The 26512-nt window shown below is 36.2% G+C and carries 27 protein-coding genes and 1 riboswitch; of the genes, 23 read left to right on the forward strand and 4 right to left on the reverse strand.

Annotation, left to right across the window (positions count from 1 at the left end; all coding sequences use genetic code 11):
* The first annotated feature begins 388 nt into the window (after positions 1-388).
* The 11 genes from LG402_RS05765 (at position 389) to LG402_RS05815 (ending at position 8752) form a co-directional block, all read left to right on the forward strand.
* Positions 389-757, forward strand: coding sequence for a hypothetical protein (locus LG402_RS05765; RefSeq protein WP_227336581.1), 369 nt, complete (start codon positions 389-391; stop codon positions 755-757).
* 422 nt (positions 758-1179) lie between these two features.
* Entirely contained in the window at positions 1180-2880 is a 1701-nt protein-coding gene (locus tag LG402_RS05770; RefSeq protein ID WP_227336582.1) for a DUF637 domain-containing protein, read from the forward strand.
* Positions 2880-3386, forward strand: coding sequence for a contact-dependent growth inhibition system immunity protein (locus tag LG402_RS05775; protein ID WP_036938372.1), 507 nt, complete (start codon positions 2880-2882; stop codon positions 3384-3386). The genes LG402_RS05770 and LG402_RS05775 overlap by 1 nt, the downstream gene beginning before the upstream one ends.
* A 592-nt stretch (positions 3387-3978) precedes the next feature.
* Positions 3979-4482 (forward strand): contact-dependent growth inhibition system immunity protein, encoded by a 504-nt coding sequence (locus LG402_RS05780; RefSeq protein WP_227336583.1) that lies wholly within the window; start codon positions 3979-3981, stop codon positions 4480-4482.
* 60 nt (positions 4483-4542) lie between these two features.
* Positions 4543-4875, forward strand: coding sequence for a zinc ABC transporter substrate-binding protein (locus LG402_RS05785; protein WP_227336584.1), 333 nt, complete (start codon positions 4543-4545; stop codon positions 4873-4875).
* 305 nt (positions 4876-5180) lie between these two features.
* Positions 5181-5375 (forward strand): contact-dependent growth inhibition system immunity protein, encoded by a 195-nt coding sequence (locus LG402_RS05790; protein ID WP_227336585.1) that lies wholly within the window; start codon positions 5181-5183, stop codon positions 5373-5375.
* 290 nt (positions 5376-5665) lie between these two features.
* Positions 5666-5941 (forward strand): hypothetical protein, encoded by a 276-nt coding sequence (locus tag LG402_RS05795; protein ID WP_413685686.1) that lies wholly within the window; start codon positions 5666-5668, stop codon positions 5939-5941.
* 3 nt (positions 5942-5944) lie between these two features.
* Complete coding sequence (locus LG402_RS05800; RefSeq protein WP_227336587.1) at positions 5945-6451, forward strand: contact-dependent growth inhibition system immunity protein; 507 nt, start codon at positions 5945-5947, stop codon at positions 6449-6451.
* Between the two features lie 69 nt (positions 6452-6520).
* Positions 6521-7036, forward strand: coding sequence for an SMI1/KNR4 family protein (locus tag LG402_RS05805; RefSeq protein WP_227336588.1), 516 nt, complete (start codon positions 6521-6523; stop codon positions 7034-7036).
* Positions 7037-7056: 20 nt separating this feature from the next.
* Positions 7057-7212 carry a hypothetical protein gene (locus LG402_RS05810; protein ID WP_227336589.1) on the forward strand — a complete coding sequence of 52 codons (156 nt, stop codon included), beginning with the start codon at positions 7057-7059 and terminating at the stop codon, positions 7210-7212.
* A 127-nt stretch (positions 7213-7339) separates the two neighbouring features.
* Positions 7340-8752, forward strand: coding sequence for a hypothetical protein (locus LG402_RS05815; RefSeq protein ID WP_227336590.1), 1413 nt, complete (start codon positions 7340-7342; stop codon positions 8750-8752).
* Positions 8753-8884: 132 nt separating this feature from the next.
* Here LG402_RS05815 and modE read toward each other — a convergent pair whose 3' ends face one another.
* A complete protein-coding gene (modE, locus tag LG402_RS05820; RefSeq protein WP_087803643.1) occupies positions 8885-9676 on the reverse strand; it encodes a molybdenum-dependent transcriptional regulator in 792 nt (263 codons plus the stop codon).
* Between the two features lie 159 nt (positions 9677-9835).
* Between modE and LG402_RS05825 the strand changes: the two genes are divergently transcribed.
* The 4 genes from LG402_RS05825 to modC all read left to right on the forward strand — a co-directional run bounded on the left by LG402_RS05825 (position 9836) and on the right by modC (position 13321).
* Positions 9836-9979, forward strand: coding sequence for an AcrZ family multidrug efflux pump-associated protein (locus LG402_RS05825; protein ID WP_071788544.1), 144 nt, complete (start codon positions 9836-9838; stop codon positions 9977-9979).
* A gap of 803 nt (positions 9980-10782) precedes the next feature.
* Positions 10783-11553, forward strand: coding sequence for a molybdate ABC transporter substrate-binding protein (gene modA / locus LG402_RS05830; protein ID WP_166541056.1), 771 nt, complete (start codon positions 10783-10785; stop codon positions 11551-11553).
* A gap of 17 nt (positions 11554-11570) precedes the next feature.
* The gene (gene modB, locus LG402_RS05835) at positions 11571-12263 is read left to right on the forward strand and encodes a molybdate ABC transporter permease subunit (RefSeq protein WP_036938363.1); all 693 of its coding nucleotides are present in this window, start codon (positions 11571-11573) and stop codon (positions 12261-12263) included.
* Positions 12257-13321, forward strand: coding sequence for a molybdenum ABC transporter ATP-binding protein ModC (gene modC / locus LG402_RS05840; RefSeq protein ID WP_088493389.1), 1065 nt, complete (start codon positions 12257-12259; stop codon positions 13319-13321). The genes modB and modC overlap by 7 nt, the downstream gene beginning before the upstream one ends.
* A 78-nt stretch (positions 13322-13399) precedes the next feature.
* Here the strand turns inward: modC and LG402_RS05845 are convergent, their stop codons facing one another.
* Positions 13400-14221 (reverse strand): pyridoxal phosphatase, encoded by an 822-nt coding sequence (locus LG402_RS05845; protein ID WP_166541057.1) that lies wholly within the window; start codon positions 14219-14221, stop codon positions 13400-13402.
* A 149-nt stretch (positions 14222-14370) separates the two neighbouring features.
* On the opposite strand from LG402_RS05845, the gene pgl reads away from it, so the two are divergent.
* A complete protein-coding gene (gene pgl / locus LG402_RS05850; RefSeq protein WP_227336591.1) occupies positions 14371-15360 on the forward strand; it encodes a 6-phosphogluconolactonase in 990 nt (329 codons plus the stop codon).
* Positions 15361-15434: 74 nt separating this feature from the next.
* Here pgl and bioA read toward each other — a convergent pair whose 3' ends face one another.
* Positions 15435-16709, reverse strand: coding sequence for an adenosylmethionine--8-amino-7-oxononanoate transaminase (bioA, locus tag LG402_RS05855; protein WP_227336592.1), 1275 nt, complete (start codon positions 16707-16709; stop codon positions 15435-15437).
* Between the two features lie 103 nt (positions 16710-16812).
* Between bioA and bioB the strand changes: the two genes are divergently transcribed.
* The 6 genes from bioB to LG402_RS05885 all read left to right on the forward strand — a co-directional run bounded on the left by bioB (position 16813) and on the right by LG402_RS05885 (position 24044).
* The gene (gene bioB / locus LG402_RS05860) at positions 16813-17850 is read left to right on the forward strand and encodes a biotin synthase BioB (protein ID WP_072070563.1); all 1038 of its coding nucleotides are present in this window, start codon (positions 16813-16815) and stop codon (positions 17848-17850) included.
* On the forward strand, positions 17850-19013 hold the full coding sequence (gene bioF, locus LG402_RS05865; protein ID WP_227336593.1) for an 8-amino-7-oxononanoate synthase: 1164 nt from the start codon (positions 17850-17852) through the stop codon (positions 19011-19013). The genes bioB and bioF overlap by 1 nt, the downstream gene beginning before the upstream one ends.
* Positions 18988-19752, forward strand: coding sequence for a malonyl-ACP O-methyltransferase BioC (gene bioC, locus LG402_RS05870; RefSeq protein WP_210813333.1), 765 nt, complete (start codon positions 18988-18990; stop codon positions 19750-19752). The genes bioF and bioC overlap by 26 nt, the downstream gene beginning before the upstream one ends.
* Positions 19745-20428 (forward strand): dethiobiotin synthase, encoded by a 684-nt coding sequence (bioD, locus tag LG402_RS05875; protein WP_227336594.1) that lies wholly within the window; start codon positions 19745-19747, stop codon positions 20426-20428. Before bioC ends, bioD begins: the two co-directional genes overlap by 8 nt.
* A 470-nt stretch (positions 20429-20898) precedes the next feature.
* Entirely contained in the window at positions 20899-22908 is a 2010-nt protein-coding gene (gene uvrB / locus LG402_RS05880; RefSeq protein WP_166541063.1) for an excinuclease ABC subunit UvrB, read from the forward strand.
* A gap of 185 nt (positions 22909-23093) precedes the next feature.
* On the forward strand, positions 23094-24044 hold the full coding sequence (locus tag LG402_RS05885; RefSeq protein ID WP_166541064.1) for a DUF1266 domain-containing protein: 951 nt from the start codon (positions 23094-23096) through the stop codon (positions 24042-24044).
* 119 nt (positions 24045-24163) lie between these two features.
* Here LG402_RS05885 and yvcK read toward each other — a convergent pair whose 3' ends face one another.
* Positions 24164-25102 (reverse strand): uridine diphosphate-N-acetylglucosamine-binding protein YvcK, encoded by a 939-nt coding sequence (gene yvcK, locus LG402_RS05890; RefSeq protein WP_109409682.1) that lies wholly within the window; start codon positions 25100-25102, stop codon positions 24164-24166.
* Positions 25103-25381: 279 nt separating this feature from the next.
* Positions 25382-25524: riboswitch (molybdenum cofactor riboswitch) on the forward strand.
* Here yvcK and moaA point away from each other — a divergent pair.
* Positions 25514-26494: a GTP 3',8-cyclase MoaA gene (gene moaA / locus LG402_RS05895; RefSeq protein ID WP_088493379.1), complete on the forward strand. Its 981-nt coding sequence runs from the start codon at positions 25514-25516 to the stop codon at positions 26492-26494. (Overlaps the previous riboswitch by 11 nt.)
* Positions 26495-26512: the final 18 nt, after the last annotated feature.

The raw sequence follows: 26512 nt of genomic DNA on the forward strand, positions 1-26512 counted from the left end.
ATTGAGTGTAAACCACAAATAACATCTTACGTATGGATCATTGGGTCGGCGAAGGAATACCTGATAGTGCAATTATTATATTAAAAAGCAATTGTAGTGATGAGGTTTTAGGTGCCTCAATAAAAGAAGCATTTACACGTTGTATTAGTCGAAAAGTTTAAATGGATGCTAAATAAAATTACCTTATGCTAATTATGTGTAAGGTGATTTTTCATTATATGAATTTATCTATGAATAATAATCAATTAATAAATTATTTACATACTGTCTATCCAGAGCTCCCTATCAATATTCATAAAATAAAGGGGTTTTCTGATGATGAGATAAAAAAATTGAACGATTATATCGTATTAACGTAACAGAACAACTATATGATTTTCTAAGTTGTATGGGGCGTTGCAGTGGCGGTTTCTTTGGTGATTCTTCTTTGTTATTTTACCGTAATAGTTTTTCTGTCAGAGATCATGTGCAGTTTCAAATAGGTAGTTGTTCTGAACTTTGTGGCATACAAAAACACGATTTATTAAATAAGAAACCTTTCTTTTTTTCGATAGAGTCAGAAACGCAACATCTATTTTTATTAACTTATTCAGATAATCCAAATAAAGTCTATCAGTATGATGAAAATGAAGAAGTGATAAAAAATACTCATTGGGATTTTAATGGTTATCTAAAATATTTAATTGATAAATTAACAAAAAAGAATATAAATAACATTTTAAAATATGATTTTATTGGTGAATTGATTGAAATTTAATGATATGAAATTATATGGTTTAAATGGGTGCTAAATAAAATCACCTTATTCTAATTGTGGGTAAGGTGATTTTTTATCATATGTCTAAATAAAAATATAATTATATTATCTGGTTTTATTTTTAATAAAACTAATTATGTTAATAATTAATAAAGGATAGTAGTAATTACCTGAACTTTATATTGGCGGAAAGTTAACAATTAATCATCCTAAAAGGAATATCTGCTGATATTAAAGTTCAAAAAGGACAATCATTAGAACAAGCATTAACAGTTTTAAGTAACACTCCAGAATATGCATGGCTTAAAGATCTTCAACATCATCAAAACGTCAATTGGAATTTAGTTAAGGATACCTATTCTGATTGGGATGATAAAACAAAACAATTAAATCCTGTTGTTGGTGCGGTTATCGCTATTGCAGTGGGAGTTGCCACTTACGGTACAGCAACCGCGGCGACTATTGGTGGAATGGCAAGTAAAGCAACCATTGCGGTGGGGGCTTCAGCAAGCGTGGCTTCAACAGCATCGGTTGCAGCACAAGCAGGTTTTGCCTCTTTAGTTTCGCAAGCGGCGGTCTCTTTAGCTGAAAACCAAGGCAATATCTCTAAAACACTTGAATCACTGGGGCGTAGCGACACGGTCAAGTCTGTGGTGACGAGTATGGTGGTTGCGGGGGCACTTCAGGGTCTTGACCAATTTATGGGTTGGGATCAGGCAATCCAAGGTGGAACATTACCTTCAACAGGCAAGTTACTTGCGACCGATAGCGCAACATGGAATCAAGTTGCACAACGCGTTGCCTCTCATTCAGTCGTTAGTTCAACATTGGGCACTGCCATTCAAGGTGGCAGTTTTATTGATAATTTTAAAACGGCGCTATTAAGCAATATTGGTAGTCAGCTTCATGCCGAAGGCGCCAATTTAATTGGTGATAATGGCGCGGTATTAGGGCATGCAGGAAAGGTTTTAAGCCATGCAACATTATCTGGTTTATCTGCCCAAATTAGTGGAGGAAATATTAATGGTGCAGTTATAGGTAGCTTAGCTGCTGAAATTGCGGCTATTTCATTGGGTGATAACACTATTAAGGCTGAGGAATGGCAGAGAAAATCAGAATCACAAGCGCAATTTGTTAGATTATTTGGTGGTATTGCCGGCGGTGTTTTTACTGGTGAGCCAGGTGGTGTATATAGTGGTGCTAGTTCAGCTGAGAATATATTCCGTTTCAACCATTTATTTCATGATATTTCGATGGATTTCGATCGAGAAATACATAAATGTGGGTCTAATGCTGAATGCCTATCAAAGATAATCGACAAATATACAGTTTTTAGCAATGAAAATAGTTTAAAACTAGATGTTGAATTAAATACTAATCCGTTAGCAGTTATAGAGATCAAGAAAAAAAGAATTGAAAATGCACTTGAATTAACTAAAAGACCATATTGGGCTAGCTATCTTGGTGCTGATACAATGCAAACTGAGATAGCTAAACAATATGTTCAATATTGGAATTCGCAAGATTTAGATAAAATAGATGTAAACACTCCTTCTTGGTTAAAGTTTTCATCGTGGATCTCAGAGCCAGATAACCAGTTTTTTCTTGTTAGTGCTGGTTTTTTAGTTAAAGAATTAAGCGATTTTGCTATTAGATATTTTGGTAGAAATTCAGCAAGTAAAACAATTTCTGCTTCTGAAATTGGTATGAAATGGTCTTCTGGGGGAGGAAATATAAATACACAAGGAATGTCATGGGAAAACTCTATTGCGAAAAGCTTACCTGTTCACACTAGATTGCCAAAAAATTTTAAAACATTTGATTTTTATATTGCTAAAGATAAAGTAGCAATAAGTGCAAAAAGCCTAGATACTCAAACGATGAGTAAACTTAATCGACCAAAACAAATTTATAATACAATTAAAGGTAATATAGATGATGCTGCAAAATTTGAAGGTTATAGATTGTCAGGAGTTAATTTACATTCAGAAATGATAGCAAAACGAGAAATTTGGCTTGCTGTACCACAATCGACAACAAAGGCCCAATGGATTGAAATTAATCGTGCGGTAGCTTATGGAGAAAGTATGAATATTGAAGTAAAAATAACGCAGGTAAAATGATGACGTTTATTAACGATAATGAGTATTGTGCTTTGATAGTAATGACAGATAAATTTTTTTGCTTAAATACGGAATCTGGCTATGGGCTAATGACACTCGATCCTAATTTTTCATCAATTATACTTTCTTTAACATGTTCAAATAAGGAGCTTGGCGAAAGTTTAATTAAAGTTTTAGAGAATAGTCGAACTCAGCTCAAAGATGAGGAATATGACAAACTCTTTAAAAAGGAAAATATAAAAAAAAACTGGGATTCATGGCTAGAATTATTACAGTATAAATATAACTATCGCTCAAAACGTCAACTTTTAGCTAATATGCTAAATTGTTCTGTTTATCTTTCTAATAACAAAATATTAATTTCACCTTCTCACCATTCAAGTCTTGAAGGATGGGAAGGAATAGGGGCATCCCATAAGGTTATTTTATCGCTAGATAGCTCATCTGATGAGATAGGTTTGGGTATTCGGCTTGCATTTAGTCGGTGTACTACGAAGAGATTTTAACTTAATGAAAGTGAGTATTTTTGTATAATTGAAATATAATATATATGTGAATTATTAGGCAATAAATAATTAAATGTTTTTAATTTGATTTTTTAATTGAATTGATAGGGATTTTTCTTTTTTGAGTTTTTAATGAATTATATGAGTACCGCCCAGTAGGGTATGAAGGAGAAAATAAAATTGGTGATTATTTTCGTTTTATTGTCCCTAGTATTTATGCTTCGATTGAAGATATTCCTGAAGATTTAAGAAAATATGTTGTAGTCTCTGATAATATTGATTTTACTAAAGATAGATTACTCGATAATAATAAGATTAATGATTATTTTACTCGTATGTACTCAAAATAATTTTAGTTACTAAATTTTAATGAGAAAATTATTTAATCCAAAAACTATTGCTTAATATGACAATTAGGTGATGGTTTTTTATTTAACGATAATTATCTAAGTTGTTTATAAAAAGGGAAGTAAAGATGATTATAAATTACTGAATGACAGAAATTAATCAATGGAAAATAATTAACAATTCTATCAAAAATGCATCTTCAAAGAATATTAGGTTTAATATTACTGTAATTGAGGAATAGTTAATGATTATATCGAAGGGCTATAATTTATATACAGATATTTACTTTAATTATGATTACTATATTATAGTAACTATCTCGGGGTACTATATCCACTTTATGGATTTGAAAAATGGATATAACGTTTTATCTAAGAATATCACTGATGATAAGTTAGGTTATTATTCAAAAATTTCTTTAAGTAATAGTAGAAAAATAGAAAGTAACTCACAAGAATTTAATGAGATGTATAATGATAAAAAATATTATTCAGAGTGGGTAAAAAAAATAATTAAAGAATATAGTTATAAAAATAAAACAGCTCTATTTGAAAATATGAACTTATGTGGTTTAAGCTTTATAGGTAATGAAATTATTAAGCCTCAAAACCATTTACGTATGGATCATTGGGTCGGCGAGGGAATACCTGATAGTGCAATTATTACATTAAAAAGCAATTGTAGTGATGAGGTTTTAGGTGCCTCAATAAAAGAGGCGTTTACGCGTTGTATTAGTCGGAAATTATAATTTTTTAGGATTAAAATCATAATAATTTATATTGCTTCTGTATTAAGGAGTTAAGTGTTAATGACTAAAAATGAAATATACATAGATATGATGTATTGGATTTTACCCCAATTAAGAAATATTCAATCTAGAGGAGTGATAGCAAAAGCAAAAGATAAATCTTGTTATTATGAATTACAGTTAATTCATAATTTACCTAAAAAAATACTTAATCAAGATTTTGATGAAAGTGATATTTCATTTTTAAATTTTCAAGCTAAAACATATACTGAGAAATGTAGTTCAAAAATAAGTATATTGTATGATGGCAATGTAAAGTATATAAAAATGTTATTTGATTTGGTTCCTAATGAATTACGTAACCAATTACGATGGGATGGACCTGTTATCTAGAATTTTTTATAATGTTATTCATAAATTAAAGGGGAAAGATGATAGATTCTAACTTTAAAATCGACTTTGTAAGTAACAATAAATATGAGAATATTACTATCGAAATTTCATAAAAAAATAAATACTTTGTCAATTAAATAAAGATAGTGGAATCGATAAAATAGAAATTGAATTTTTAATGATAGCCGATTTTTAAGTGAAGATGTAAAGTATAAATTTACTTTAGATGATTTTATGACTATTTTGAATAGTATCAAATTAGATTTAACTAATGCTTAATATTAATCCATCTTCTATTTTAGAATATGAGCCTATGCGGTTTAAGTATTGTAGGTAATGAAATTATTATTAAGCCTCAAAACCATTTACGTATGGATCATTGGGTCGGCGAGGGAATACCTGATAGTGCAATTATTACGTTAAAAAGCAATTGTAATGATGAGGTTTTAGGTGCCTCAATAAAAGAAGCTTTTATGCGTTGTATTAGTCGTAAAATTTAAATGGATACTAAATAAAATTACCTTATGCTAATTATGGGTAAGGTGATTTTTTTATTATATGAATTTTTCTATGAAAAATAATCAATTAATAAATGATTTACACGCTATATATCCAGAGTTTCCTATAAATAAAATAAAGGGGTATTCTGATAATGAGATAAAAAAATTGAACGTCTTTATGATATTAAAGTAACTGATCAACTTTATGATTTTTTGAATTATATAGGGCGTTGTAGTGGAGGTTTTTTTGGGGATGATCCTCTCATTATGATGCTAATACAGGTGAATATATTAGTGTAAAGACATTAAATACCCAAACAGCCTCAAGACTTAAAAATCCACAATCAATAGAAAATACATTAAATACATATATCTCAACTATGGATAAATATAGTGGCGATGGACGTGGAACTACAGAAATTTCTAAAAAAGATGTAAAATTAAAAACATTAGAATTAGGAGTTCCAGAAAAAACCACTAAAGAACAATGGGATGCTATTAATGACTCTATCAAAAATGCATCTTCAAAAAATATAAAAGTTAATATTACGATTATTGAGGAATAATTAATGTTTAAATTAAAAAATAATAAATTAAGAGCAAGTGTTTATTATAATGACGCTCATTATATTTTATTAACTTTTTCTGGCTATTCTATCTATATAATGGATCTAAAAAAAGGTTATAAAGTTTTACCTAATGATATTCTTGATGAAGAATTAGGTTGTTATGCAAAACTCGCTCTGATTAAAAGTGAACAAATTAAAGGAAGTTCAGATAAATTTAATCAAATGTATAAGGATAAAAAATCTTATCAAGATTGGATAAAAAAAATAATTAAAGAGTATGATTATAAAAATAAAACAGCACTTTTTAATAATATGAATCGATGTGGCTTAGAGCTTACAGATGATGAAATTACTATTAGTCCTCTAAACCATTTACGTATGGATCATTGGGTCGGTGAAGGAATACCTGATAGTGCAATTATTACGTTAAAAAGCAATTGTAGTGATGAGGTTTTAGGTGCCTCAATAAAAGAAGCTTTTACGCGTTGTATTAGTCGTAAAATTTAAATGGATACTAAATAAAATTACCTTATGCTAATTATGGGTAAGGTGATTTTTCATTGTATGGATGTATCTATGAAAAATAATCGATTAATAAATGATTTACACGCTATATATCCAAAGTTTCCTATAAATAAAATAAAGGGGTATTCTGATAATGAGATAAAAAAAATTGAACGTCTTTATGATATTAAAGTAACTGATCAACTATATGATTTTCTAAGTTGTATGGGGCGTTGTAGTGGAGGTTTTTTTGGGGATGATCCTCTCATTTTTTACAAAGAATGGTTTATACGAGGGCATGTTTTATTCCAATACGGCTTAAGAGAGGAGTTATATAATCTGGAGTTGTGGGATATGTTAGAGCAAAAGCCATTTTTTATTTCAATAGAATCAGAAACTCAATATTATTTTCTATTAACATACTCAGATCAGCCTAACTTAGTTTATCATTATGATGAAAATGAAGATAAGGTAAGAGCATTAGATAAGAATTTTAATGAATATCTAGGACATATAATTAGCTCTTATAACGAAAGCTTTATAACTCCTACACCAGTTTATTTTTCAGGTGATTTGTTGAGATTATAAACAATTAGCTTTGATATTGAGTGCAAATCACAAATAACATCTTACGTATGGATCATTGGGTCGGCGAGGGAATACCTGATAGTGCAATTATTACATTAAAAAGCAATTGTAGTGATGAGGTTTTAGGTGCCTCAATAAAAGAAGCATTTACGCGTTGTATTAGTCGGAAAGTTTAAATTTATTATTCTACTGATATTACTAAATAATTACTCTAAGAAATAGAACTAATTAGTATTAGCAATATACATAGTAATTTTCTGCCATATTAAATATAAAAAATAATCAATCAGTGAAGGGATATATATGCACAGCCTGCGTTTTTTAATTATTTTATTTTTATTTCTACCTTATTTGCTATTTTCTTTTGTCTATGCAACGGATAAGCTATTATTAATAAATAATGAAATTAATCCATTGTCTATAGTTAGGAACCATGATCGTGTGAATTACATGGTGTCATTAACAGATAATAATGGAGAAAAAACTCAACATTGGCATTCTGTTGATTGTAAGCAGAACAAGGCTCAGTTTTTATATAAGGATGTATTGAATGAAGATGGGCTAACCAAAGCTCGTTATTGCGGTAATAGTTATTTTCGCTATGCACCAGCTCAAGATAATAAGCTGATGGCATCAGAGAATATTCGTATGATTTGTCAATTTCCAATAAAAGAAGCGCTATGGGAAAAATTATCTGACACATCTATGAGCGGTATAACGGATCTTGTTGATATTAATAGTATTCAGCATATTGGCGACATATTATCAGTACGTACAGGATATGATTTTGCAGAAACCATCTGGGAACCTCCTTATGATGCACCTCTTGAGCTAAAGATTGAGCACTATTTATATAATTGTAAAACTCATCAGGGCGACGCTATAGTTGCAATGAACTTAGATCGTGAAGGGTACGTTACTGATTCGCTGATCACTGATGATATTATTCGTCGTAAAGATAGTTTCAAAATAGATCTTAAAATGAGGCAACTTTTCAATCAATTATGTCAGTTACCAGAAGGAAAAAAGTTTACTGCTGAAGGACACTTTGTACCTGCTATTAATAAGCCTGCATCAACATTGATGAGGCTAACAATGCCTGATTTAAGTAATAATAACCCGTACTGGCTTAATAAATTTCCACTTTCTAAGGCAATTAATAATAAAACTCAATCATTGGTAAAACCATTGGCTCTTCCTCATTTTAAACAGATCAGTTATACCATAGTAAACGAGTACGCTAAGATTAATGTACAACTGGTTGCACAACCAGATGGCTATATACGTAAGCTAGAAGATTATGGTATCTGGACAGTGCAACGTTTAACACTGGCTAATCAATTACAATTAAAGTTTGCCATGTCTATTAGCCACGATATTTCAGTGCTCCGTAAGTTACAGACAGATTTGAGATTCCCATTAGTAGTTGGTCAGCAATATCAAGCACAGTGGGAAAGCATTGATTCCAAAAAAGAAGTAATAGCTTCATCAATACGTTGTAATGTGATAAGCGAAGGAGATGCGCGTAGCATTGCATCTGAGTTTAGTGGAAAATATCTGTTAGTTGAGTGTCACGAAACTCATCAAGGACAATTGAAAATCAGTAGCAAACAAGCTTGGTTACAAGACTTTAATGTTTTTGTTCCTGTTATCATACAATTAGGCGATAGACCTGAAAGTTCAGTCAAGCTGGAAAACGTTAGCATCATACGTTAATTAGAAGCTTATTAGAATAAAATTGATTTATGTAAATGTTATTCCTAATTAAAAACCATCACTTAATATTATTGTTAAAATAATAACTAAGTGATGGTTTTATTTTTTATTTAAAAGTAATCATATTAATGATTAACACAGTGTTGCGACAATCACCTGATCAGCATTAAATAAAGCCGTTACGCTGTCATTAATATGTAGTTTTTGCTCTTTAACATGCTGATTAGAACATGTGGCACAAACTTCTTGTCCACCTTCTAATGTCACCACTAATTCGCTGTTTTCACTACCTGTCTCAATCTGAGTGAGTGTGCCTGAAAGCGCATTGTCATATTGCTGTGTTAAAGAAGTTCCTTTTTCAATATTGACCCAAGGTGCCTTAATTAAAATCAGTACTTCTTTACCTTTTTTAAGCCCTAGGCGATCAGCGCTTTTCTCTGTTAAAGCAGCACGAATGATCGTTTTTCTATCTGCAAGTTGCACATTAACATGTTGTTGAACTTGTAGGTTATCACGCTCAATAATCGTACCAAAGAATTGGTTTCTAGCACTGGTTTGTAGTGAAAAACGAGAAATAGCGGCTAAAAGACTATCCAGAGGGAGTGAATCATCTTTCAATACATCAAAGGCTTTTTGCTGAATTTGACCGAGCAGATCGTAAAGTTGAAGTAAGCGCTCACAATAATGTGTGAGAGTTGCGCCACCGCCACCTTTACCACCTGTTGCTCTATCAACAAGAAGTTCGTCCGCGAGTTGATTCATTTCATTAATGGCATCCCAAGCACTTTTATAACTAATGCCCGCCATTTTTGCCCCTTGGCTAATTGAACCTGTCGCCTTGATCTGTTTTAACAATGCAACGCGACGAGGATCGGCAAAGAGCTTATCTTGAAGTTTAAGAGTTAATAATATTTCTGCTTGCATAATGATAGGCTTCTTCTTTTTTTGTGTATTTATCGCATTTTTTGTGCCGACACAAAGCGATAATTCTCTAGAATATATACATCTATAGCGTTATTATTCGTCATTCGTGAAGAAATGCCAACTCTGGCTTTCCGAATATACCATGATAAAGAGGTTATCATGCTTGAATTATTGAAAAGTTTAGGGTTTGCTCTCTTGATGGTACCTGTTGTTATGGTACTGATTATGGGCATCATTTATGGTTTAGGTGAAGTGTTTAACTTGATTTCACCAAGTCAGCCAAAAGCAGACAAAAAATCATAATTTCTCCCTTCCTGATTTAGAACAGCCCTTTATTTTGTAGAGGGCTGTTTTTTTATACTCATGATACTCGTCATACTTCAAGCCACAGCGTTGTTGACTGTGTTCTCATTCGCACTAGCCACATACTCATGATACTCGTCATACTTCAAGCCACAGCGTTGTTGACTGTGTTCTCATTTGCACTAGCCACATACTCATGATACTCGTCATACTTCAAGCCACAGCGTTGTTGACTGCGTTCATTCGCACTAGTCACATACTTGTGTATGCTCCTAGTGACTCATTCACTTGTCGCCTAGCTGTGACTTGAATTATTTAGAGTATCGACTTGTTATGCATTGATTTATTAATAAATTTTATTTTTGGTCACAGGTTATATGCTCCTAGCGACTCATTCACTTGCCGCCTAGTTGTGACTTGAATTATTTAGAGTATCGACTTGTTATGAATTGATTTATTAATAAATTTTATTTTTGGTCACAGGTTATATGCTCCTAGTGACTCATTCACTTGTCGCCTAGCTGTGACTTGAATTATTTAGAGTATCGACGTGTTATATATTAACTTGTTAATAAATTTTATTTTTGGTCACAGGTTATATGCTCCTAGTGACTCATTCACTTGTCGCCTAGCTGTGACTTGAATTATTTAGAGTATATAAGTTTATCTATCTTCATTTTCTGTTTCTTTTTAATGGTTATATTTATTGATATATAACCAGTTTCTAACATCTAATCCTTTCATTTTACGCTGTATCTTGGTATATACAGCGTGTCATCCTTTAATTTAAGTGGAATTAGAACATGAAAAAATTATCAGGCAAGTTACTTGCTGGCGCAGTTATCTCTTTTGCTTTAGTAAGCCAAAGTTTTGCATCGGAAAAAGTAACGGTATTTGCTGCCGCTTCTCTTACCAATGCTCTTAATGAAATTTCGGCACAATATAAGCAAGAGAAACAAGCTGAAGTTGTTGCGTCTTATGCATCTTCTTCAACGCTGGCTCGCCAAATTGAACAGGGCGCACCTGCAAATCTGTTTATTTCAGCAGACCAGCAGTGGATGGACTACGCAATCGATAAAAATTTAATGGTTGCAGATTCACGTCATACACTATTAGGTAATGATTTAGTACTCATTGCCCCTAAAGATAGTAAATTAAATGACGTTGTTATTAATAAGGAAACTAAATGGAAATCCTTACTTAATGGCGGAAAACTAGCCGTTGGCGATCCTGACCATGTGCCTGTTGGTATCTATGCAAAAGAATCATTAGAATATTTAGGTGCATGGGATACAGTAAGCCCAGATATGGCGCGTACTAATAACGTACGTAGCGGTATGGCGCTGGTTGAACGTGATGAAGCACCATTAGGTATCGTATACGGTTCTGATGCGGTTGCGAGTGATAAAGTGAAAGTGGTCGGCGTATTCCCAGCTGATAGCCACAAACCTGTTGAGTATCCAATGGCAGTTGTAAAAGGTCAGGACAATAAAGCAGTTCGTGATTTTTATGACTATCTGAAAACACCTCAAGCCGCAGAAATCTTTAAGAAATACGGCTTTAGCCCACTGTAGGAATTATACTTTTGGAGATGTTAAGTGAATACGAATGGCAAGCCATTATACTAAGCCTTAAGGTATCGACTGTAGCAGTTATTATTAGTCTACCTTTTGGTATTTTTATGGCTTGGCTTTTAGTTAGGGTACGTTTTCCCGGTAAATCATTGCTTGATAGCATTATCCATTTACCTTTAGTTCTACCTCCTGTTGTGGTCGGTTATCTTTTACTGATCAGTATGGGGAGACGTGGATTTATTGGTGAATGGCTGTATGACTGGTTTGGTTTTAGCTTTACCTTTAGTTGGCGAGGCGCAGCACTTGCATCCGCAGTCGTTGCATTTCCACTGATGGTAAGAGCGATCAGATTAGCATTAGAAGCTGTCGATCAACGTATGGAACAAGCGGCGAGAACCTTAGGGGCTTCACCGATACGCGTCTTTTTTACCATAACATTACCTTTGTCTATGCCAGGGATCATCGCAGGAATTGTGTTGGCATTTGCGCGCTCATTGGGAGAATTTGGCGCAACAATCACTTTCGTCTCCAATATTCCGGGGGAAACAAGAACTATTCCTCTGGCAATGTATACCTTGATTGAAACACCGGGAGCGGAAATGGATGCCGCCCGTTTATGTGTTATTGCAATTATTTTGGCGCTCGTCTCTTTAATGGCTTCAGAGTGGCTAACTCGTTGGGGTCGTAAAAGATTGGGGGGCGTATGCTAGAGATGAATTTTAAACAGACGCTAGGATCACTGCGTCTGGAAGTCAATACTGAACTACCAACAGAAAGTATTACCGCCGTTTTTGGTTTATCCGGAGCGGGCAAAACCTCACTGATTAATGTGATTGGCGGCTTAACAAAACCAGATTCAGGGCGGATTGTATTAAACAATCACACACTGGTTGATACTGAAAAGAAAATTTATCTGCCACCTGAAAAACGTAAAGTGGGTTATGTATTCCAAGATGCGCGGCTGTTTCCTCATTACACTGTAAAAGGAAATCTGCTTTACGGTATGTCGCCGACAATGAAAGTGCAGTTTGATCGCATTATTCATTTGTTAGGGATTGGTCATTTACTCTCTCGTTTTCCGATCACCTTATCAGGTGGTGAAAAACAGCGTGTTGCCATAGGGCGAGCGTTGTTAACAGCACCTGATATTATGCTAATGGATGAGCCTTTAGCATCGCTTGATTTACCGCGTAAACGTGAGCTACTGCCATATTTAGAAAAGCTCTCACAAGATGTACAAATTCCTATTTTGTATGTGAGCCATAGTCTTGATGAAATTATTCGACTTGCAGATAACGTCATTGTGATGGATGCAGGAAAAATTAAGGCGACAGGCAAACTTGAAGATGTATGGGCAAGCAGTGCATTACGTCCGTGGTTACAAAAAGAGACATTAAGCAGTATCGCCAATGTAATGGTTGTAGAACACCATAGCCATTACGATATGACCGCAACGGCTTTTGGTAACCAAGTGTTGTGGCTGCCTCAAATCGAGACTAAAATTGGTCGTGATGTGCGTGTCCGTATTGATGCTTCTGATGTGTCATTAACAACGACTCGTCCATCAAATAGCAGTATTCGTAATATTTTGCATATGAAAGTGGTTGAAACCATTAAAAATGATGGCCAAGTTGATGTGAAACTTGTCAATGATGGTAATTATTTATGGGCGAGGATCACGCCTTGGGCAAAAGATGAATTGAATATTCAAGAAGGGCAATGGCTTTATGCGCAAATCAAGAGTATTTCGCTAAGTCGTCATCTTTGAGTTATCAGTTACATTTGTCGATAAAAAAGACCTTATTTTAAGTGAGGTCTTTTTCTTTTGGGCGACATAAAAATAGGACTAAGACAGAATATATTTATGAATAGTCTCAGCAATACCCGGCTGTGAATTCACCTTTGTGACCATTTTAGCGCGAGCTTTCACTTCATCTGAAGCATTACCCATTGCAACACCTAAGCCCACATGTTCTAACATGCTAAGGTCATTAAAGTTATCACCAAAAGCAATAACATCACTCATATTCATGCCATTTGCTTCAACCCAGCGTTGTAAACGGCGACCTTTACTGTTGCCTTTTTTGGCGATATCAACTTGATCAACCCAAGACCATTCGCATTCTAAACCGACTTGTTGCTCAATTTTTTCAACTAAAGTGCGTAATTCATCATGATCAGGCGTTGTTGTCGCAATTTTCCAAATAGCATTAACATCATGCATGGCTTTATAAAAATCATCGACTTTGATTAAATTTGGACGCTGTGCGGTAGGCAATGTTTCTGACCATTTTAAAGTACGTTGTACTGGGGCTGATAGTTGGTCATACATCATTGCATCATCAGCATAAACTAAGTGATGTACATCTGTTTGTTTAACGAGATCTAATACTGCGCTGGTTTCTTGGGTAGTTAATGGATCGGATTCCAGTACCTTTTTACCAATATAGTCATAAAGGTAAGTCCCATTACAGCAGATCGCAGGGGTATCAAGATCGAGTGCTTGATAGAATGGATGAATAGCAACATGATGGCGACCTGTTACAATTAAGACTTTAACACCTGCTTTTCTTGCAAGATTGAGTGCTTCTAAAGATTCTGGCAGGATACGTTTTTGGTCATCAAGCAGTGTGCCATCAAGATCCAAAGCAATAACGCGATATGACATAAATAAGCCCCTTGATAGTATTAAGATGCAATGTTGCTGATGGTACACGTTAACTAATAAAAGATAAACTAGCTTAATCGTGACAACCAAACGTTAGTTTTTCTATTATTCTTTATAAATCAATGGGTAATCTGTTTTAAGGAGAAGGGATGAAACAGCTAGTCTACGTAGCAAGTCCAGAGAGTCAGCAAATCCATGTTTATTCATTAAATACTGAAGGTGAAATGGATTTATTGCAGGTTGTTGAGGTTGCAGGGCAAGTACAACCGATGATTGCAAGTGCGGATGGAAAATACCTTTATGTAGGTATTCGTCCTCATTTTAGTGTAGTGACATTTGCGATAGCAGCCGATGGTCAGTTAGAACAAAAGGCTATCACTTCCATTCCAAGTACTCCTGTTCATTTATGCTTAGATAAAACTGGGCGTTTCTTATTTGTACCTTCTTATCATCAAGGCAATTTGGCTGTTTTGCCTATTAATGAGATGGGGGTCCCTCAATCACCTATTCAAATTATTGACGGATTAAATAAGCCTCACTCATCTAATATCGATTGGAATAATAAACAACTGATTGTTCCTTGCTTAGGTGAAGATCATATTCGTTTATTTAATTTATCAGAAGACGGTCGTTTAACCGAGGCGGGAACTGAAGAGCTGACAACAGCACAAAATGCAGGCCCTCGTCATATGGCGTTTCATCCTAATGGGGATGTGTTCTATTGCCTTAATGAATTAGATGCGACAATCAATGTATATCGTCGTATGGGGGATTTATATCGTTTAATGCAAACGGTCGATATTGTCCCTGAAACATTTAACAGTACTCGTTGGGCATCAGATATTCATATCACACCTGATGGCCGTTTTCTTTATGCCAGCGAACGCTCTGAAAGCTTTATCTGTGCGATGGCAATTTCAGAAGCGGGCGACTATTTACAACCTGTGGGGCATTACTCAACACAGACACAGCCTCGTGGTTTTAATCTTGATAATACAGGCAATTATCTGATTTCTTGTGGTCAAAAATCAGATTTTGCTTCTGTTTCTCGTATTGATAAACACACCGGCGTATTAACTGAATTAGCTTGTTACCCAGTAGGTAAAGGCGCAATGTGGGTTACCGTTGTGACAAAATAACTGTCACAGTATAAAAAACACTGTGAACCTCTAGCAAAACATTACCTTGCTAGAGGTTTATTTTGATGAAAGATTTATGAAAGATTAACCACTTTTTCAATAGCTTGAGTGAGTTTAGCGAGGCTTGCTGGTGGCATAATAAATGGTGGCATAATATAAATCAGTTTGCCAAAAGGCCTGATCCAAACCCCTTCCTCTACAAAGATTTTTTGTAATTTTGCCATATTAACGGGCTCGTTCATTTCGACCACGCCAATCGCCCCTAAAACCCGCACATCTTTGACACTTTTAGTCTGTTTTAACGGTAATAGCTCGCGTTTTAGCTGTTTTTCAATTTCTGCAACTTGGTTTATCCAATCGCCTTTTGCTAATAGAGATAAACTGGCATCAGCAACAGCACAAGCCAAAGGATTTCCCATATAAGTAGGGCCATGCATAAAGCATCCTGCATCACCTTGGCTGATAGTTTCTGCGATATGACGTGTAGTTAAAGTGGCTGATAAAGTCATATATCCACCTGTTAATGCTTTACCTACACACATAATATCTGGCGATATTTCAGCATGTTCACAGGCAAATAGCTTACCTGTTCGACCAAAACCAGTGGCAATTTCATCTGCAATTAATAACACATCAAATTCATTACACAGGGCTCTTGCGTGTTTTAAATATTCAGGATGATAAATTCGCATTCCGCCCGCACCTTGGACAATTGGTTCAAGCATAACGGCGGCAATTTCTTGATGATGTTGCTCTAGTGTTGAGCGTAATGAGTTAATATCAGCTGGCTCCCACTCTTCATAAAAGCCTGTTTTAGGTGCATCTACAAAGAGATGATTAGGTAAGTAACCTTTGTACAGACTGTGCATGGAGTTATCTGGATCACACACTGACATCGCGCCAAAGGTATCGCCATGATAACCCTGTTTTAACGCCACAATACGTTGACGTTTTTCACCTTTAGCCTGCCAATATTGCAAGGCCATTTTCAGAGCAACTTCAACGGCAACCGAACCTGAATCTGCTAGAAATATGCATTCAAGAGGCTCTGGTGTTATCGCTAATAATTTTCGACAAAGTGATACTGCAGGGGGATGAGTAATGCCACCAAACATAACATGAGACATATTGTTTAGTTGTGTGGTAACCGCATTATTAAGTTCAGGATGATTATATCCATGAATTGCCGCCCACCATGAAGACATTCCATCAATCAGTTTTCTACCATCAGCTAAGACTAATTCAACGCCTTTTGCACTGACGATAGGGTAAGCAGGTAACGGATTACTCATTGAGGTGTATGGATGCCAAATGTGGCGTAAATCGAAAGCGATATCTTCAGGTGTCATTCTATTTTTCACTTAATCATGTAAACCAATGGTGATCAATTTTAGTTGACATGATAACCCTATTATTTAAACTGGCAATCACTTTTAAACAGGAGATTGTATTGTGAGCACACTAAAACGCTGGACATTAAAAGAAGCCAGAGCATTGTTTGATATGCCATTTTTAGATTTGGTTTTTCAAGCACAACAAGTGCATCGTCAACATTTTGACCCTTCACAGATCCAAGTGAGTACTTTGCTTTCTATTAAAACAGGGGCTTGTCCTGAAGATTGTAAATATTGTGCTCAAAGTGCGCGCTATAAAACGGGATTAGAAAAAGAGCGTTTAATGGAAGTGCAGCAAGTGATTGAATCGGCAAAAAAAGCGAAAGCAGCAGGTTCAACGCGTTTTTGTATGGGAGCCGCTTGGAAAAATCCTCATGAACGTGACATGCCTTATCTTGAACAGATGGTGAAAGAAGTCAAAGCATTAGGTATGGAAACTTGTATGACTTTGGGCAAGTTAGATGATTCACAAGCTAACCGATTAGCAGATGCAGGACTGGATTTTTATAACCACAACCTTGATACCTCACCTGAATTTTATGGCAGTATCGTGACAACGCGAACATATCAAGATCGCTTAGATACACTTGATAAAGTGCGCAATGCCGGTATTAAAGTGTGTTCGGGGGGAATTTTAGGGTTAGGCGAGGAAGTGAAAGATCGTGCCGCAATGTTAGTGCAATTAGCCAATTTGCCACAGCCTCCTGAAAGTGTGCCGATTAATATGTTAGCCAAAATCAAAGGTACGCCATTAGCTGATAATGAAGATGTCGATCCTTTTGATTTTATTCGTACTATCGCCGTTGCTCGTATCATGATGCCACGCTCTTATGTACGTCTTTCTGCCGGTCGTGAGCAAATGAGTGAACAAACACAAGCATTCTGCTTTATGGCTGGGGCGAACTCTATTTTCTATGGTTGCAAATTATTAACAACAACCAATCCAACCGAAGATAAAGATCACCAATTATTCCGTAAATTAGGCTTAAATCCTGAACGATTAGCAGTATCTATGGGCGACAATCAGCAAGAAGAAGCTTTGATACAAGCTGTTGCCAATAAAGACACTGAACAATTTTATAACGCGGCACTGTAATGAGTTGGCAAACCTATTTAGATAAACAACTTAATGGGCGTAGAAATACGCCATTATGGCGAAAACGCAAAGTGATCAAACAGGCGGAGGGACGCTTTTTGATCACCACATCCGGTGAAAAATACCTTAATTTTTCCGGCAATGATTATTTAGGCATTAGCCAGCATGCAGACGTTATTAAAGCATGGCAACAAGGTGCTGATGAGTACGGTGTAGGTAGCGGTGGATCAGGGCATATCACTGGATTTACACAAGCTCATGCGCAATTAGAACAGCATCTAGCAGATTGGCTGGGTTACGATAATGCATTGTTATTTTCATCTGGCTATAGCGCTAACCAAGGTGTTATTTCAGCATTACTTGAAAAAGACGATGCTATCATTGCGGATAAACTATGCCATGCCTCGTTAATGGAAGCCGCCGTATTATCACCCGCCACATTATGGCGTTTTTTACACAACTCTTCTGACTCTTTATCTCAACGACTTAACAAAACGTCGGCTAGTAAAACCTTGGTGGTTACAGAAGGGGTATTTAGCATGGATGGAGATCAAGCACCATTAACAGAAATAGCAACAATAAGCCAACAACATGATGCATGGTTAATGGTCGATGACGCACACGGTATTGGTGTTTTAGGTAAAGAAGGTCGAGGTAGTTGTGATGAAGCGGGTATCAAACCTGAGCTATTAGTGGTGACTTTTGGTAAGGCTTTTGGTGTCAGTGGGGCGGCTGTACTTTGTAATAAGCCAACCGCAGAGTTTTTTGAACAATATGCTCGTCATCTTATTTACAGTACATCAATGCCACCGGCACAAGCTATAGCCTTAAACTCTGCTTTGAATGTTATTAAGCAAGCGAATAATGAACGGGAATATCTTCAACAATTAATTGATACCTTTCGGCAAGGCGTTATTTCACTTCCTATTAAATTATTGTCTTCACAAACCGCTATTCAGCCAGTAATTATTGGTGATGAGCAATTATGCCAAACGCTTTCAGATTATCTGCAATCTAAAGGGCTTTGGGTAAAAGCTATCTTTCCACCTACAGTTCCACCTCATAGTGCACGTTTACGAATAACGTTAACCACTCGCCATCACCTTTCAGATATTAAGCTGTTAATCGAGACGCTTCATGCATTCTTTAGTCAAAACAGATAAACAACGTATAGCTCAAACCTTTGGTAAAGCCGCTGTTCATTACGATAATCACGCTAATATTCAGCGCTACAGTGGTAATAAATTAATGGATTTAGCACGTCATGATAGTGGCAATATTGTGTTAGATGCAGGATGTGGAACAGGGTATTTCAGCCAAAAATGGAAACAGCAAGGCAAGTTTGTTATTGCACTTGATTTATCACATCGGATGCTACAAGTGGCAAAACAACAACAACGGGCAGATGGTTATCTACAAAGTGATATAGAACATTGTGCAATTACGTCACAAAGTGTGGATATCGTGTTTAGTAATTTAGCGATGCAATGGTGTGATGATTTATCCGTTGCGATTAACTCACTCATGAAAGCAGTAAATAAAAAAGGTGCACTTTATTTCTCAACACTCACTACATTGACACTGCAAGAAGTCAGAGATGCTTGGCAATCTCTTGATAAACATCCCCATGTTAATCCTTTTTTATCGCTTCACGATATTGAGAAAGCGTGTCGTGGTTTTCATTGTCAATTTTCTATTGAAACTGTCACAGAACAATATGACTCATTACATGCGCTCTTTGCTTCTTTGAAGGGCGTTGGTGCCAATTTTGTGCAGGGTGATCGACAAAAAGGGTTAATGACACGACAGAAATTTCGTGCACTAGAAAAGGTGTGGAAAACAGAATTAGGTAAATATTTACTTACTTATCAAATTGTTATAGGAAAAATATCACATGACTAAGACATGGTTTTTAACAGGTACAGATACAGAAGTAGGTAAAACCGTGGTAAGTAGTGCACTGTTACAATGTGCTGCGCATCAAGGATATCAAACCACGGGCTATAAACCAGTTGCTTCAGGAAGTGAGTGGCTAAATGAAGGTTTACGTAATTCAGATGCACTTACATTGCAAAAATTCAGTACGGTAAAGTTAGATTATCACCGTGTTAATCCTTACTGTTTTGAAACACCTACATCGCCTCATATTGTCAGCGATGAAATGAATCAGCCTATTGATTTTAATGTAATGTCAGAAGGTTTATCGTATTTAAAACAGCAGGCTGATTGGATTTTAGTTGAAGGGGCTGGTGGTTGGTTTACGCCACTATCAGAAAAACAATTTTTTTCTGATTGGGTTATTAATGAACAGCTTCCTGTTATTTTAACGGTAGGTGTTAAATTGGGTTGTATTAATCATGCGTTATTAACGCAACAAGCAATTATTCAATCTGGTTTAACATTGGCGGGTTGGGTTGCCAATGAGGTTGAACCCGCAGGGCGATATCAGAAGGAATATCTGGCAACATTAAAGCAGCATATTAAAGCACCGTTCTTAGGCAAAATACCCTATTTAAATGAAGTAAAAGAGCATAATTTTACGCCTTACCTCGATCTTTCTTGTTTAAAACTAGGTTGATAAGCCATTATTGGGTAAATGATAAAAGTCTATTTTTTATGCCAATAAAAAAATAAAAAAAATAAATTTTGCCAATTTTGAAGGATATTTTAAGCTGGAAAAAAAGACGTAACCTACCGAGAGATAACAACTTTGTGTAGTTATCCACTATTCCTGTGGATAACCTTGTGTATTACCATTATAAAAATACTCTGAATAGAGAGAATACAAGGCATTGCTAAAGATTGGCGTTATTCTCAACTTTTATTTTTAATTCTTATATATCAATTAATTAAATAAAATCAATAGAGCGAATGTTGTTGACGTGTCTCTTTGAATAATTCACAAAATAGGGGCTTGCTTTTTGAAAAAATCCCAGTTCTAAAACTGGGGATAACTTATGCTAATTATTCAGATAAATTTTAGTAGATAGAGATTGAAGCTGGATTTTTATCCAGTATCATAAGGAGTGTCAGCGAGGAGAAGAAAATATGAGCAAAGCTTTTAAACTGCATTCTGAATTTAAGCCTGCTGGTGATCAACCTACGGCTATAGCTTCACTTTGTGAAGGATTAGACGATGGGCTTGCACATCAAACCCTTTTAGGGGTAACTGGTTCAGGTAAAACTTTTACTATTGCTAATGTGATAGCCAACTTAAATCGGCCTACGATGGTGCTTGCGCCAAATAAAACCTTAGCAGCGCAGCTTTACAGTGAAATGAAAGAATTCTTTCCTGAAAATGCAGTGGAATACTTTGTTTCTTATTACGATTATTATCAGCCAGAAGCCTATGTACCAAGTTCTGACACCTTTATTGAAAAAGATGCTTCTGTTAACGAACATATTGAACAAATGCGTCTGTCTGCCACTAAAGCCCTATTAGAGCGTAAAGACGTGATTGTGGTGTCATCCGTTTCTGCGATTTATGGTTTAGGTGATCCTGATAGCTATTTAAAAATGATGCTTCACCTTACAAACGGCATGATAATCGACCAACGTGCAATTTTGCGTCGTCTCGCTGATCTACAATATACTCGTAATGATCAAGCTTTTCAGCGCGGGACATTTCGTGTCCGTGGTGAAGTGATTGATATCTTTCCTGCTGAATCTGATGATTATGCATTACGTGTTGAGCTCTTTGATGAAGAAGTCGAACGTCTTTCACTGTTTGATCCTTTAACTGGGCAAATTCACTATAATGTGCCTCGTTTTACCGTTTATCCTAAAACGCACTATGTCACCCCGCGTGAACGAATACTTGAAGCGATGGAAGAAATCAAAAAAGAACTCGCAGAGAGACGTAAAGTACTTTTAGCTAACGATAAACTTGTTGAAGAGCAACGCGTAACACAGCGTACTCAATTTGATCTCGAAATGATGAATGAGTTGGGGTATTGCTCCGGTATCGAGAACTATTCACGTTATTTATCGGGTAGAGGCCCCGGTGAGCCACCTCCAACCCTGTTTGATTACCTTCCTGCTAACGGTTTATTAGTGATTGATGAATCACACGTTACTATTCCTCAAATTGGTGGAATGTATAAAGGTGACCGCTCGCGTAAAGAAACCTTAGTTGAATATGGCTTCCGTTTACCTTCTGCGCTTGATAACCGTCCATTGCGTTTCGAAGAATTTGAGGCGTTAGCACCACAAACGATTTATGTTTCAGCAACACCAGGTAAATATGAGCTTGAAAAATCAGGTGATGAAATTGTCGAACAAGTTGTAAGACCAACAGGTTTACTTGATCCGATTATTGAAGTGCGACCTGTTACGACACAAGTTGATGATTTGCTTTCTGAAATTCGTATTCGTGCTGAGAAAAATGAACGTGTATTGGTTACCACATTAACAAAACGGATGGCAGAAGATTTAACAGAATATTTAGAAGAGCATGGTGAGCGAGTTCGCTATTTACACTCTGATATCGATACTGTTGAACGTGTTGAAATTATTCGTGATTTGCGCCTTGGTGAGTTTGATGTATTAGTCGGTATCAACTTACTCCGAGAGGGGTTGGATATGCCAGAGGTCTCTTTGGTGGCCATTTTGGATGCAGATAAAGAAGGTTTCTTGCGTTCAGAGCGTTCATTAATTCAGACTATCGGTCGTGCGGCTCGTAACCTTGAAGGTAAAGCAATTTTATATGGCGATAGAATTACGGACTCAATGGCGAAAGCAATTGGTGAAACTGAACGTCGTCGTGAGAAACAGCAACAATTTAACCTTGAACATGGCATTGTACCTAAAGGGTTAAACAAGAAAGTCGGGGATATTCTTAAGATTGGTCAACCTTCTCAAGGTCGTAACAAGAAAGGGCATAAAGCAAAAGATATTCATGAAAATTACCCATTATTATCGACTGCTGAATTGGAAAAAGAGATCCAGCGTTTAGAAGCTGAAATGTACCAACATGCCAAAGATCTTGAGTTTGAAAAAGCCGCAAGTACGCGAGATAAACTACAAGCGTTGCGTGCTCAATTTATTGCGAACTCTTAATAATAGAATTTAAACCAGCACAATAAAGGGATATCTGTATATTTACTCCGGATTATCCCTTTTTCCCTTTTATCTTTCACTTTTTCCCTAGTTTTATATTCCCTTAATGGCGTTCAACTGTTTAAATATCACCACAAACAAGCGTCAATTATTTACAAAGATAAAAAAGATATTAAGGACAGTGAATGAGTGGTTATGTTTATGCAGGGTTTCCCGGCTCTGCAGGGGTCATTATTGGTGTTATTCTTCTTATTTTGCTTTTTAAATGGTTACGCAAATTTGCTGTACAAGATAGTGAATTATCAAAACCATCAACAGCAGGGCAGGAGCCCATTTTATCTGAAGTAGAAAATACAACAGATCAATTATTACCTCATGAATGGGGATTATATGTAGCAGCACCTTACGCTGTGATGAATGAATGGGCATATAACGAGTATGACCAAGGCAAAGATGATGGTGGATTATCTGCAGGCTGGGGAATTAACGATCGTTGGGATTTAGTCTATCAACTGTTTTGGTTACTCACCCAAGGCCATACCAATGATTTTTACCAACTGCGCGATCAGATTTTAGAAGGTAAAGAGGAAGATATTCAATCGTTAAAAAATGATATTTTGCTTTCAGAGTTAACGGAACATGATAAAAACGAGCGTTTATGGCAAATCGATATGATGAGCACTAATCGTATGAATATTCAAAATGTGAAATATCTTATTTGGGATCTCTGCCGTTTTAACAAGCTCTGTTTAGAAGGGTGTCAGCAAGGTTATATTACCCAGCAAGAAGCACAAACATGGTCACTAATGAGTGCCTCAATGTTACGTCGAATTTACGATGGCTGGGAAGATATGTGGAAAAACTTTATTGCGGCGCGTTGGTTTTGGGCGAGTGGCGATCAAGATTGGGTTTCTTCTCATCAAGCTTTTACGGATGTTATACAAAATATTCTTAATGCAGAAGATACGTTGGCAACAGAAGAAAATTGGATAATGGATTTACCGCCATTGGATTTAACATCTTTCTCTCGAACTGTGGCTGGCCTCGGTTTAATGAAAAATGATATGCCAATGACACTTTCTGAAATTGAAGAAACCATCAGCCAACGTATTACGTTAAAACACCTTAATAGTTAATAATACGTTGAAAACCAATAGTAATATTACGTTTTTATCAACAAACAAACCGCATTTTCTGTTTATTACAGATGCGGTTTGTTTTATGAAATTAGGCTGTTAAGTTAGGTGGTTGAATTTTATTTAACGGCTTGAGCTGATGTGTTACGTTGCCCTAATTGCTGCAGTGTTAACTCAATAGCTTTACCTAATAAGTGGCGATCGTGACGATAAGGAATATCTTTGGCTTCCAATTGAGCTTGTACAATTAATCGACCTTTCATCGATTCATATTGTGTTTCAGGGCTAATAATCACCGCATCTATTGTTTGTAAACCAATATAATTCTCCATCATGGCAATTTTATCAGACATCGTCATACTGGCAGCAGCAGGGCTTAGTTCTTTGCCTAAATTACCAATGTAAATTGTTGTTGCACTGCTGCGGCGTAATGCTTGTGCAAGCTCTGGCAATAATAACAAAGGCATTAAACTGGTAAAAAAACTACCAGGGCCAATTAAGATAAGATCTGCTTGCTCAATGGCCTCAATGGCTTCTCTCGTCGTTGGTACTTTAGGATAAAGATCAAGTTTTTGTGGGATCTTAGGCAAAATATCAACGTTAACTTCACCATAAATCTCATTACCTTGGTCGTCTATTGCCATTAGGTCAACGGCTTGTTCAGACATAGGAATAAGATGCGCATTGACTCTTAATAATCCACGAATAAGATTAATCGCTTCTAAAGGCCGAACACTTAAGTTATCTAACGCTTTTAGCATTAAATTTCCTAAATTGTGTCCAGCCAGTTCACCTGTACCAGAAAAACGGTATTCAAACATTGCAGAAGCAACAGAAGGCTCAGTAATTAACTGATTAATACAATTGCGCATATCACCCCACGCAATGCCGCCTTCTTCTTGACGAATACGGCCAGTAGAACCGCCATTGTCTGTTGTTGTGACAATACCAGTAAGGCGAGAGCCTAAGTAGGAGAGTGCTGAAAGCACACGTCCAAGGCCATGACCACCACCAAGGGCAACAACACGATCTAAATCACTTAGCGTGCGATTTCGCATATTTGTTCTACTCATCTTTAAAAATTTGCCGCTAATTTATCACAATTAAATTTTAAGCCTATGATCACGACGTGATTTCATCACATTCCTAGTTTAATTTCACTTTTGATAGGCTAATATTTAACCAATGAAAGTGTTTTTGTTTATGTTATTAGCGTGACTAAAGTGTTGTAAGTCGTTGTATTATAAATTATATAGCGAAAACATTATTCGCTTTTTACATAATTAGCAGGTAGAATCCACAATAAATATATAGGTATTAGAAACCTGTGAAAAACAGGTAAAGATAAACTCCTAGCCTTAACGTCTAAGTCGTGTATTGACAAGATATGATGTTCTGGCCGTGACGAAACAAGTCACCAGGGTGCAAGGTAGAAATGCCAGCATCTCCCGATTTGGAAAGGTGTTATTATGCAACAACTCGTTGATGCGTTTTCCCGCAAGTTTTTCTATTTACGTCTTTCAATTACAGACGTGTGTAATTTCCGTTGTACTTATTGCCTACCTAATGGTTATAAGCCTAACGGTCATAAATCATTTCTTTCATTAGATGAAATCAGCAGACTGACACAATCTTTTGCCGCATTAGGGACAGAAAAAATCCGCTTAACGGGTGGTGAACCGACAATGCGCCGCGATTTTACTGATATTATCGCGACAATCAAAGATAATGCCGCAATTAAAAAAATCGCAGTGACAACCAATGGTTATCGTTTATCACGAGATGTTGCACAATGGCGTGACGCGGGTTTGAGTGCGATTAATGTGAGCGTTGATAGTCTCGATCCTCGTCAATTCCACGCTATTACTGGACAAGATAAATTTAGCCAAGTGATGGAAGGTATTGATGCTGCATTTACCGCAGGGTTCGAAAAAGTCAAAGTTAACGTTGTGTTGATGCGCAATGTGAATGATAAAAATCTTCCTGATTTTCTTAATTGGATCAAAGACAGGCCTATTCAGCTGCGCTTTATTGAATTAATGGAAACTGGTGACGGTAGTGATATTTTCAACCGCTTTCATTTGTCTGGTGAAGTTATTCGCCAGCGCTTACTCAATGAAGGTTGGTTACAAATTCCTCGCGCCCGTAGTGACGGGCCTGCTCAAGTATTTACCCATCCTGATTATCAAGGTGAAATTGGTCTGATCATGCCTTATGAGAAAGACTTTTGCCTAACCTGTAACCGTTTACGTGTTTCAGCTATTGGTAATCTCCATCTTTGCCTATTTGGTGAAAATGGTATTCCTTTACGCGACTTGCTTGCTGACGATAGTCAACAAGAAGCATTACAACAGCGTATTCAGGGTGGTCTTCTTCATAAACGAGAAACCCATTTTCTTCATCAAGGTGATAGCGGTATTACACCGAACTTATCTGTTATTGGTGGGTAGTTTTTCGCTCTGTTATTT

Origin of the sequence: Proteus sp. NMG38-2 (assembly GCF_020640995.1) — a bacterium.
Taxonomy (GTDB): Bacteria; Pseudomonadota; Gammaproteobacteria; order Enterobacterales; family Enterobacteriaceae; genus Proteus.

Excerpts from the sequence above, each read along its gene's own strand:
- uvrB (WP_166541063.1), top strand. The coding sequence starts at position 20,899 with ATGAGCAAAGCTTTTAAACTGCATTCTGAATTTAAGCCTGCTGGTGAT.
- LG402_RS05885 (WP_166541064.1), top strand. The coding sequence starts at position 23,094 with ATGAGTGGTTATGTTTATGCAGGGTTTCCCGGCTCTGCAGGGGTCATT.
- LG402_RS05845 (WP_166541057.1), bottom strand. The coding sequence starts at position 14,221 with ATGTCATATCGCGTTATTGCTTTGGATCTTGATGGCACACTGCTTGAT.
- LG402_RS05775 (WP_036938372.1), top strand. The coding sequence starts at position 2,880 with ATGACGTTTATTAACGATAATGAGTATTGTGCTTTGATAGTAATGACA.
- bioF (WP_227336593.1), top strand. The coding sequence starts at position 17,850 with ATGAGTTGGCAAACCTATTTAGATAAACAACTTAATGGGCGTAGAAAT.
- LG402_RS05805 (WP_227336588.1), top strand. The coding sequence starts at position 6,521 with ATGAAAAATAATCGATTAATAAATGATTTACACGCTATATATCCAAAG.
- pgl (WP_227336591.1), top strand. The coding sequence starts at position 14,371 with ATGAAACAGCTAGTCTACGTAGCAAGTCCAGAGAGTCAGCAAATCCAT.
- LG402_RS05815 (WP_227336590.1), top strand. The coding sequence starts at position 7,340 with ATGCACAGCCTGCGTTTTTTAATTATTTTATTTTTATTTCTACCTTAT.
- modA (WP_166541056.1), top strand. The coding sequence starts at position 10,783 with ATGAAAAAATTATCAGGCAAGTTACTTGCTGGCGCAGTTATCTCTTTT.
- LG402_RS05825 (WP_071788544.1), top strand. The coding sequence starts at position 9,836 with ATGCTTGAATTATTGAAAAGTTTAGGGTTTGCTCTCTTGATGGTACCT.
- yvcK (WP_109409682.1), bottom strand. The coding sequence starts at position 25,102 with ATGCGAAATCGCACGCTAAGTGATTTAGATCGTGTTGTTGCCCTTGGT.
- LG402_RS05800 (WP_227336587.1), top strand. The coding sequence starts at position 5,945 with ATGTTTAAATTAAAAAATAATAAATTAAGAGCAAGTGTTTATTATAAT.
- modE (WP_087803643.1), bottom strand. The coding sequence starts at position 9,676 with ATGCAAGCAGAAATATTATTAACTCTTAAACTTCAAGATAAGCTCTTT.
- bioA (WP_227336592.1), bottom strand. The coding sequence starts at position 16,709 with ATGACACCTGAAGATATCGCTTTCGATTTACGCCACATTTGGCATCCA.
- moaA (WP_088493379.1), top strand. The coding sequence starts at position 25,514 with ATGCAACAACTCGTTGATGCGTTTTCCCGCAAGTTTTTCTATTTACGT.
- modB (WP_036938363.1), top strand. The coding sequence starts at position 11,571 with ATGTTAAGTGAATACGAATGGCAAGCCATTATACTAAGCCTTAAGGTA.
- LG402_RS05765 (WP_227336581.1), top strand. The coding sequence starts at position 389 with ATGGGGCGTTGCAGTGGCGGTTTCTTTGGTGATTCTTCTTTGTTATTT.
- LG402_RS05780 (WP_227336583.1), top strand. The coding sequence starts at position 3,979 with ATGATTATATCGAAGGGCTATAATTTATATACAGATATTTACTTTAAT.
- bioD (WP_227336594.1), top strand. The coding sequence starts at position 19,745 with ATGACTAAGACATGGTTTTTAACAGGTACAGATACAGAAGTAGGTAAA.
- modC (WP_088493389.1), top strand. The coding sequence starts at position 12,257 with ATGCTAGAGATGAATTTTAAACAGACGCTAGGATCACTGCGTCTGGAA.
- LG402_RS05785 (WP_227336584.1), top strand. The coding sequence starts at position 4,543 with ATGACTAAAAATGAAATATACATAGATATGATGTATTGGATTTTACCC.
- LG402_RS05790 (WP_227336585.1), top strand. The coding sequence starts at position 5,181 with ATGAGCCTATGCGGTTTAAGTATTGTAGGTAATGAAATTATTATTAAG.
- bioC (WP_210813333.1), top strand. The coding sequence starts at position 18,988 with ATGCATTCTTTAGTCAAAACAGATAAACAACGTATAGCTCAAACCTTT.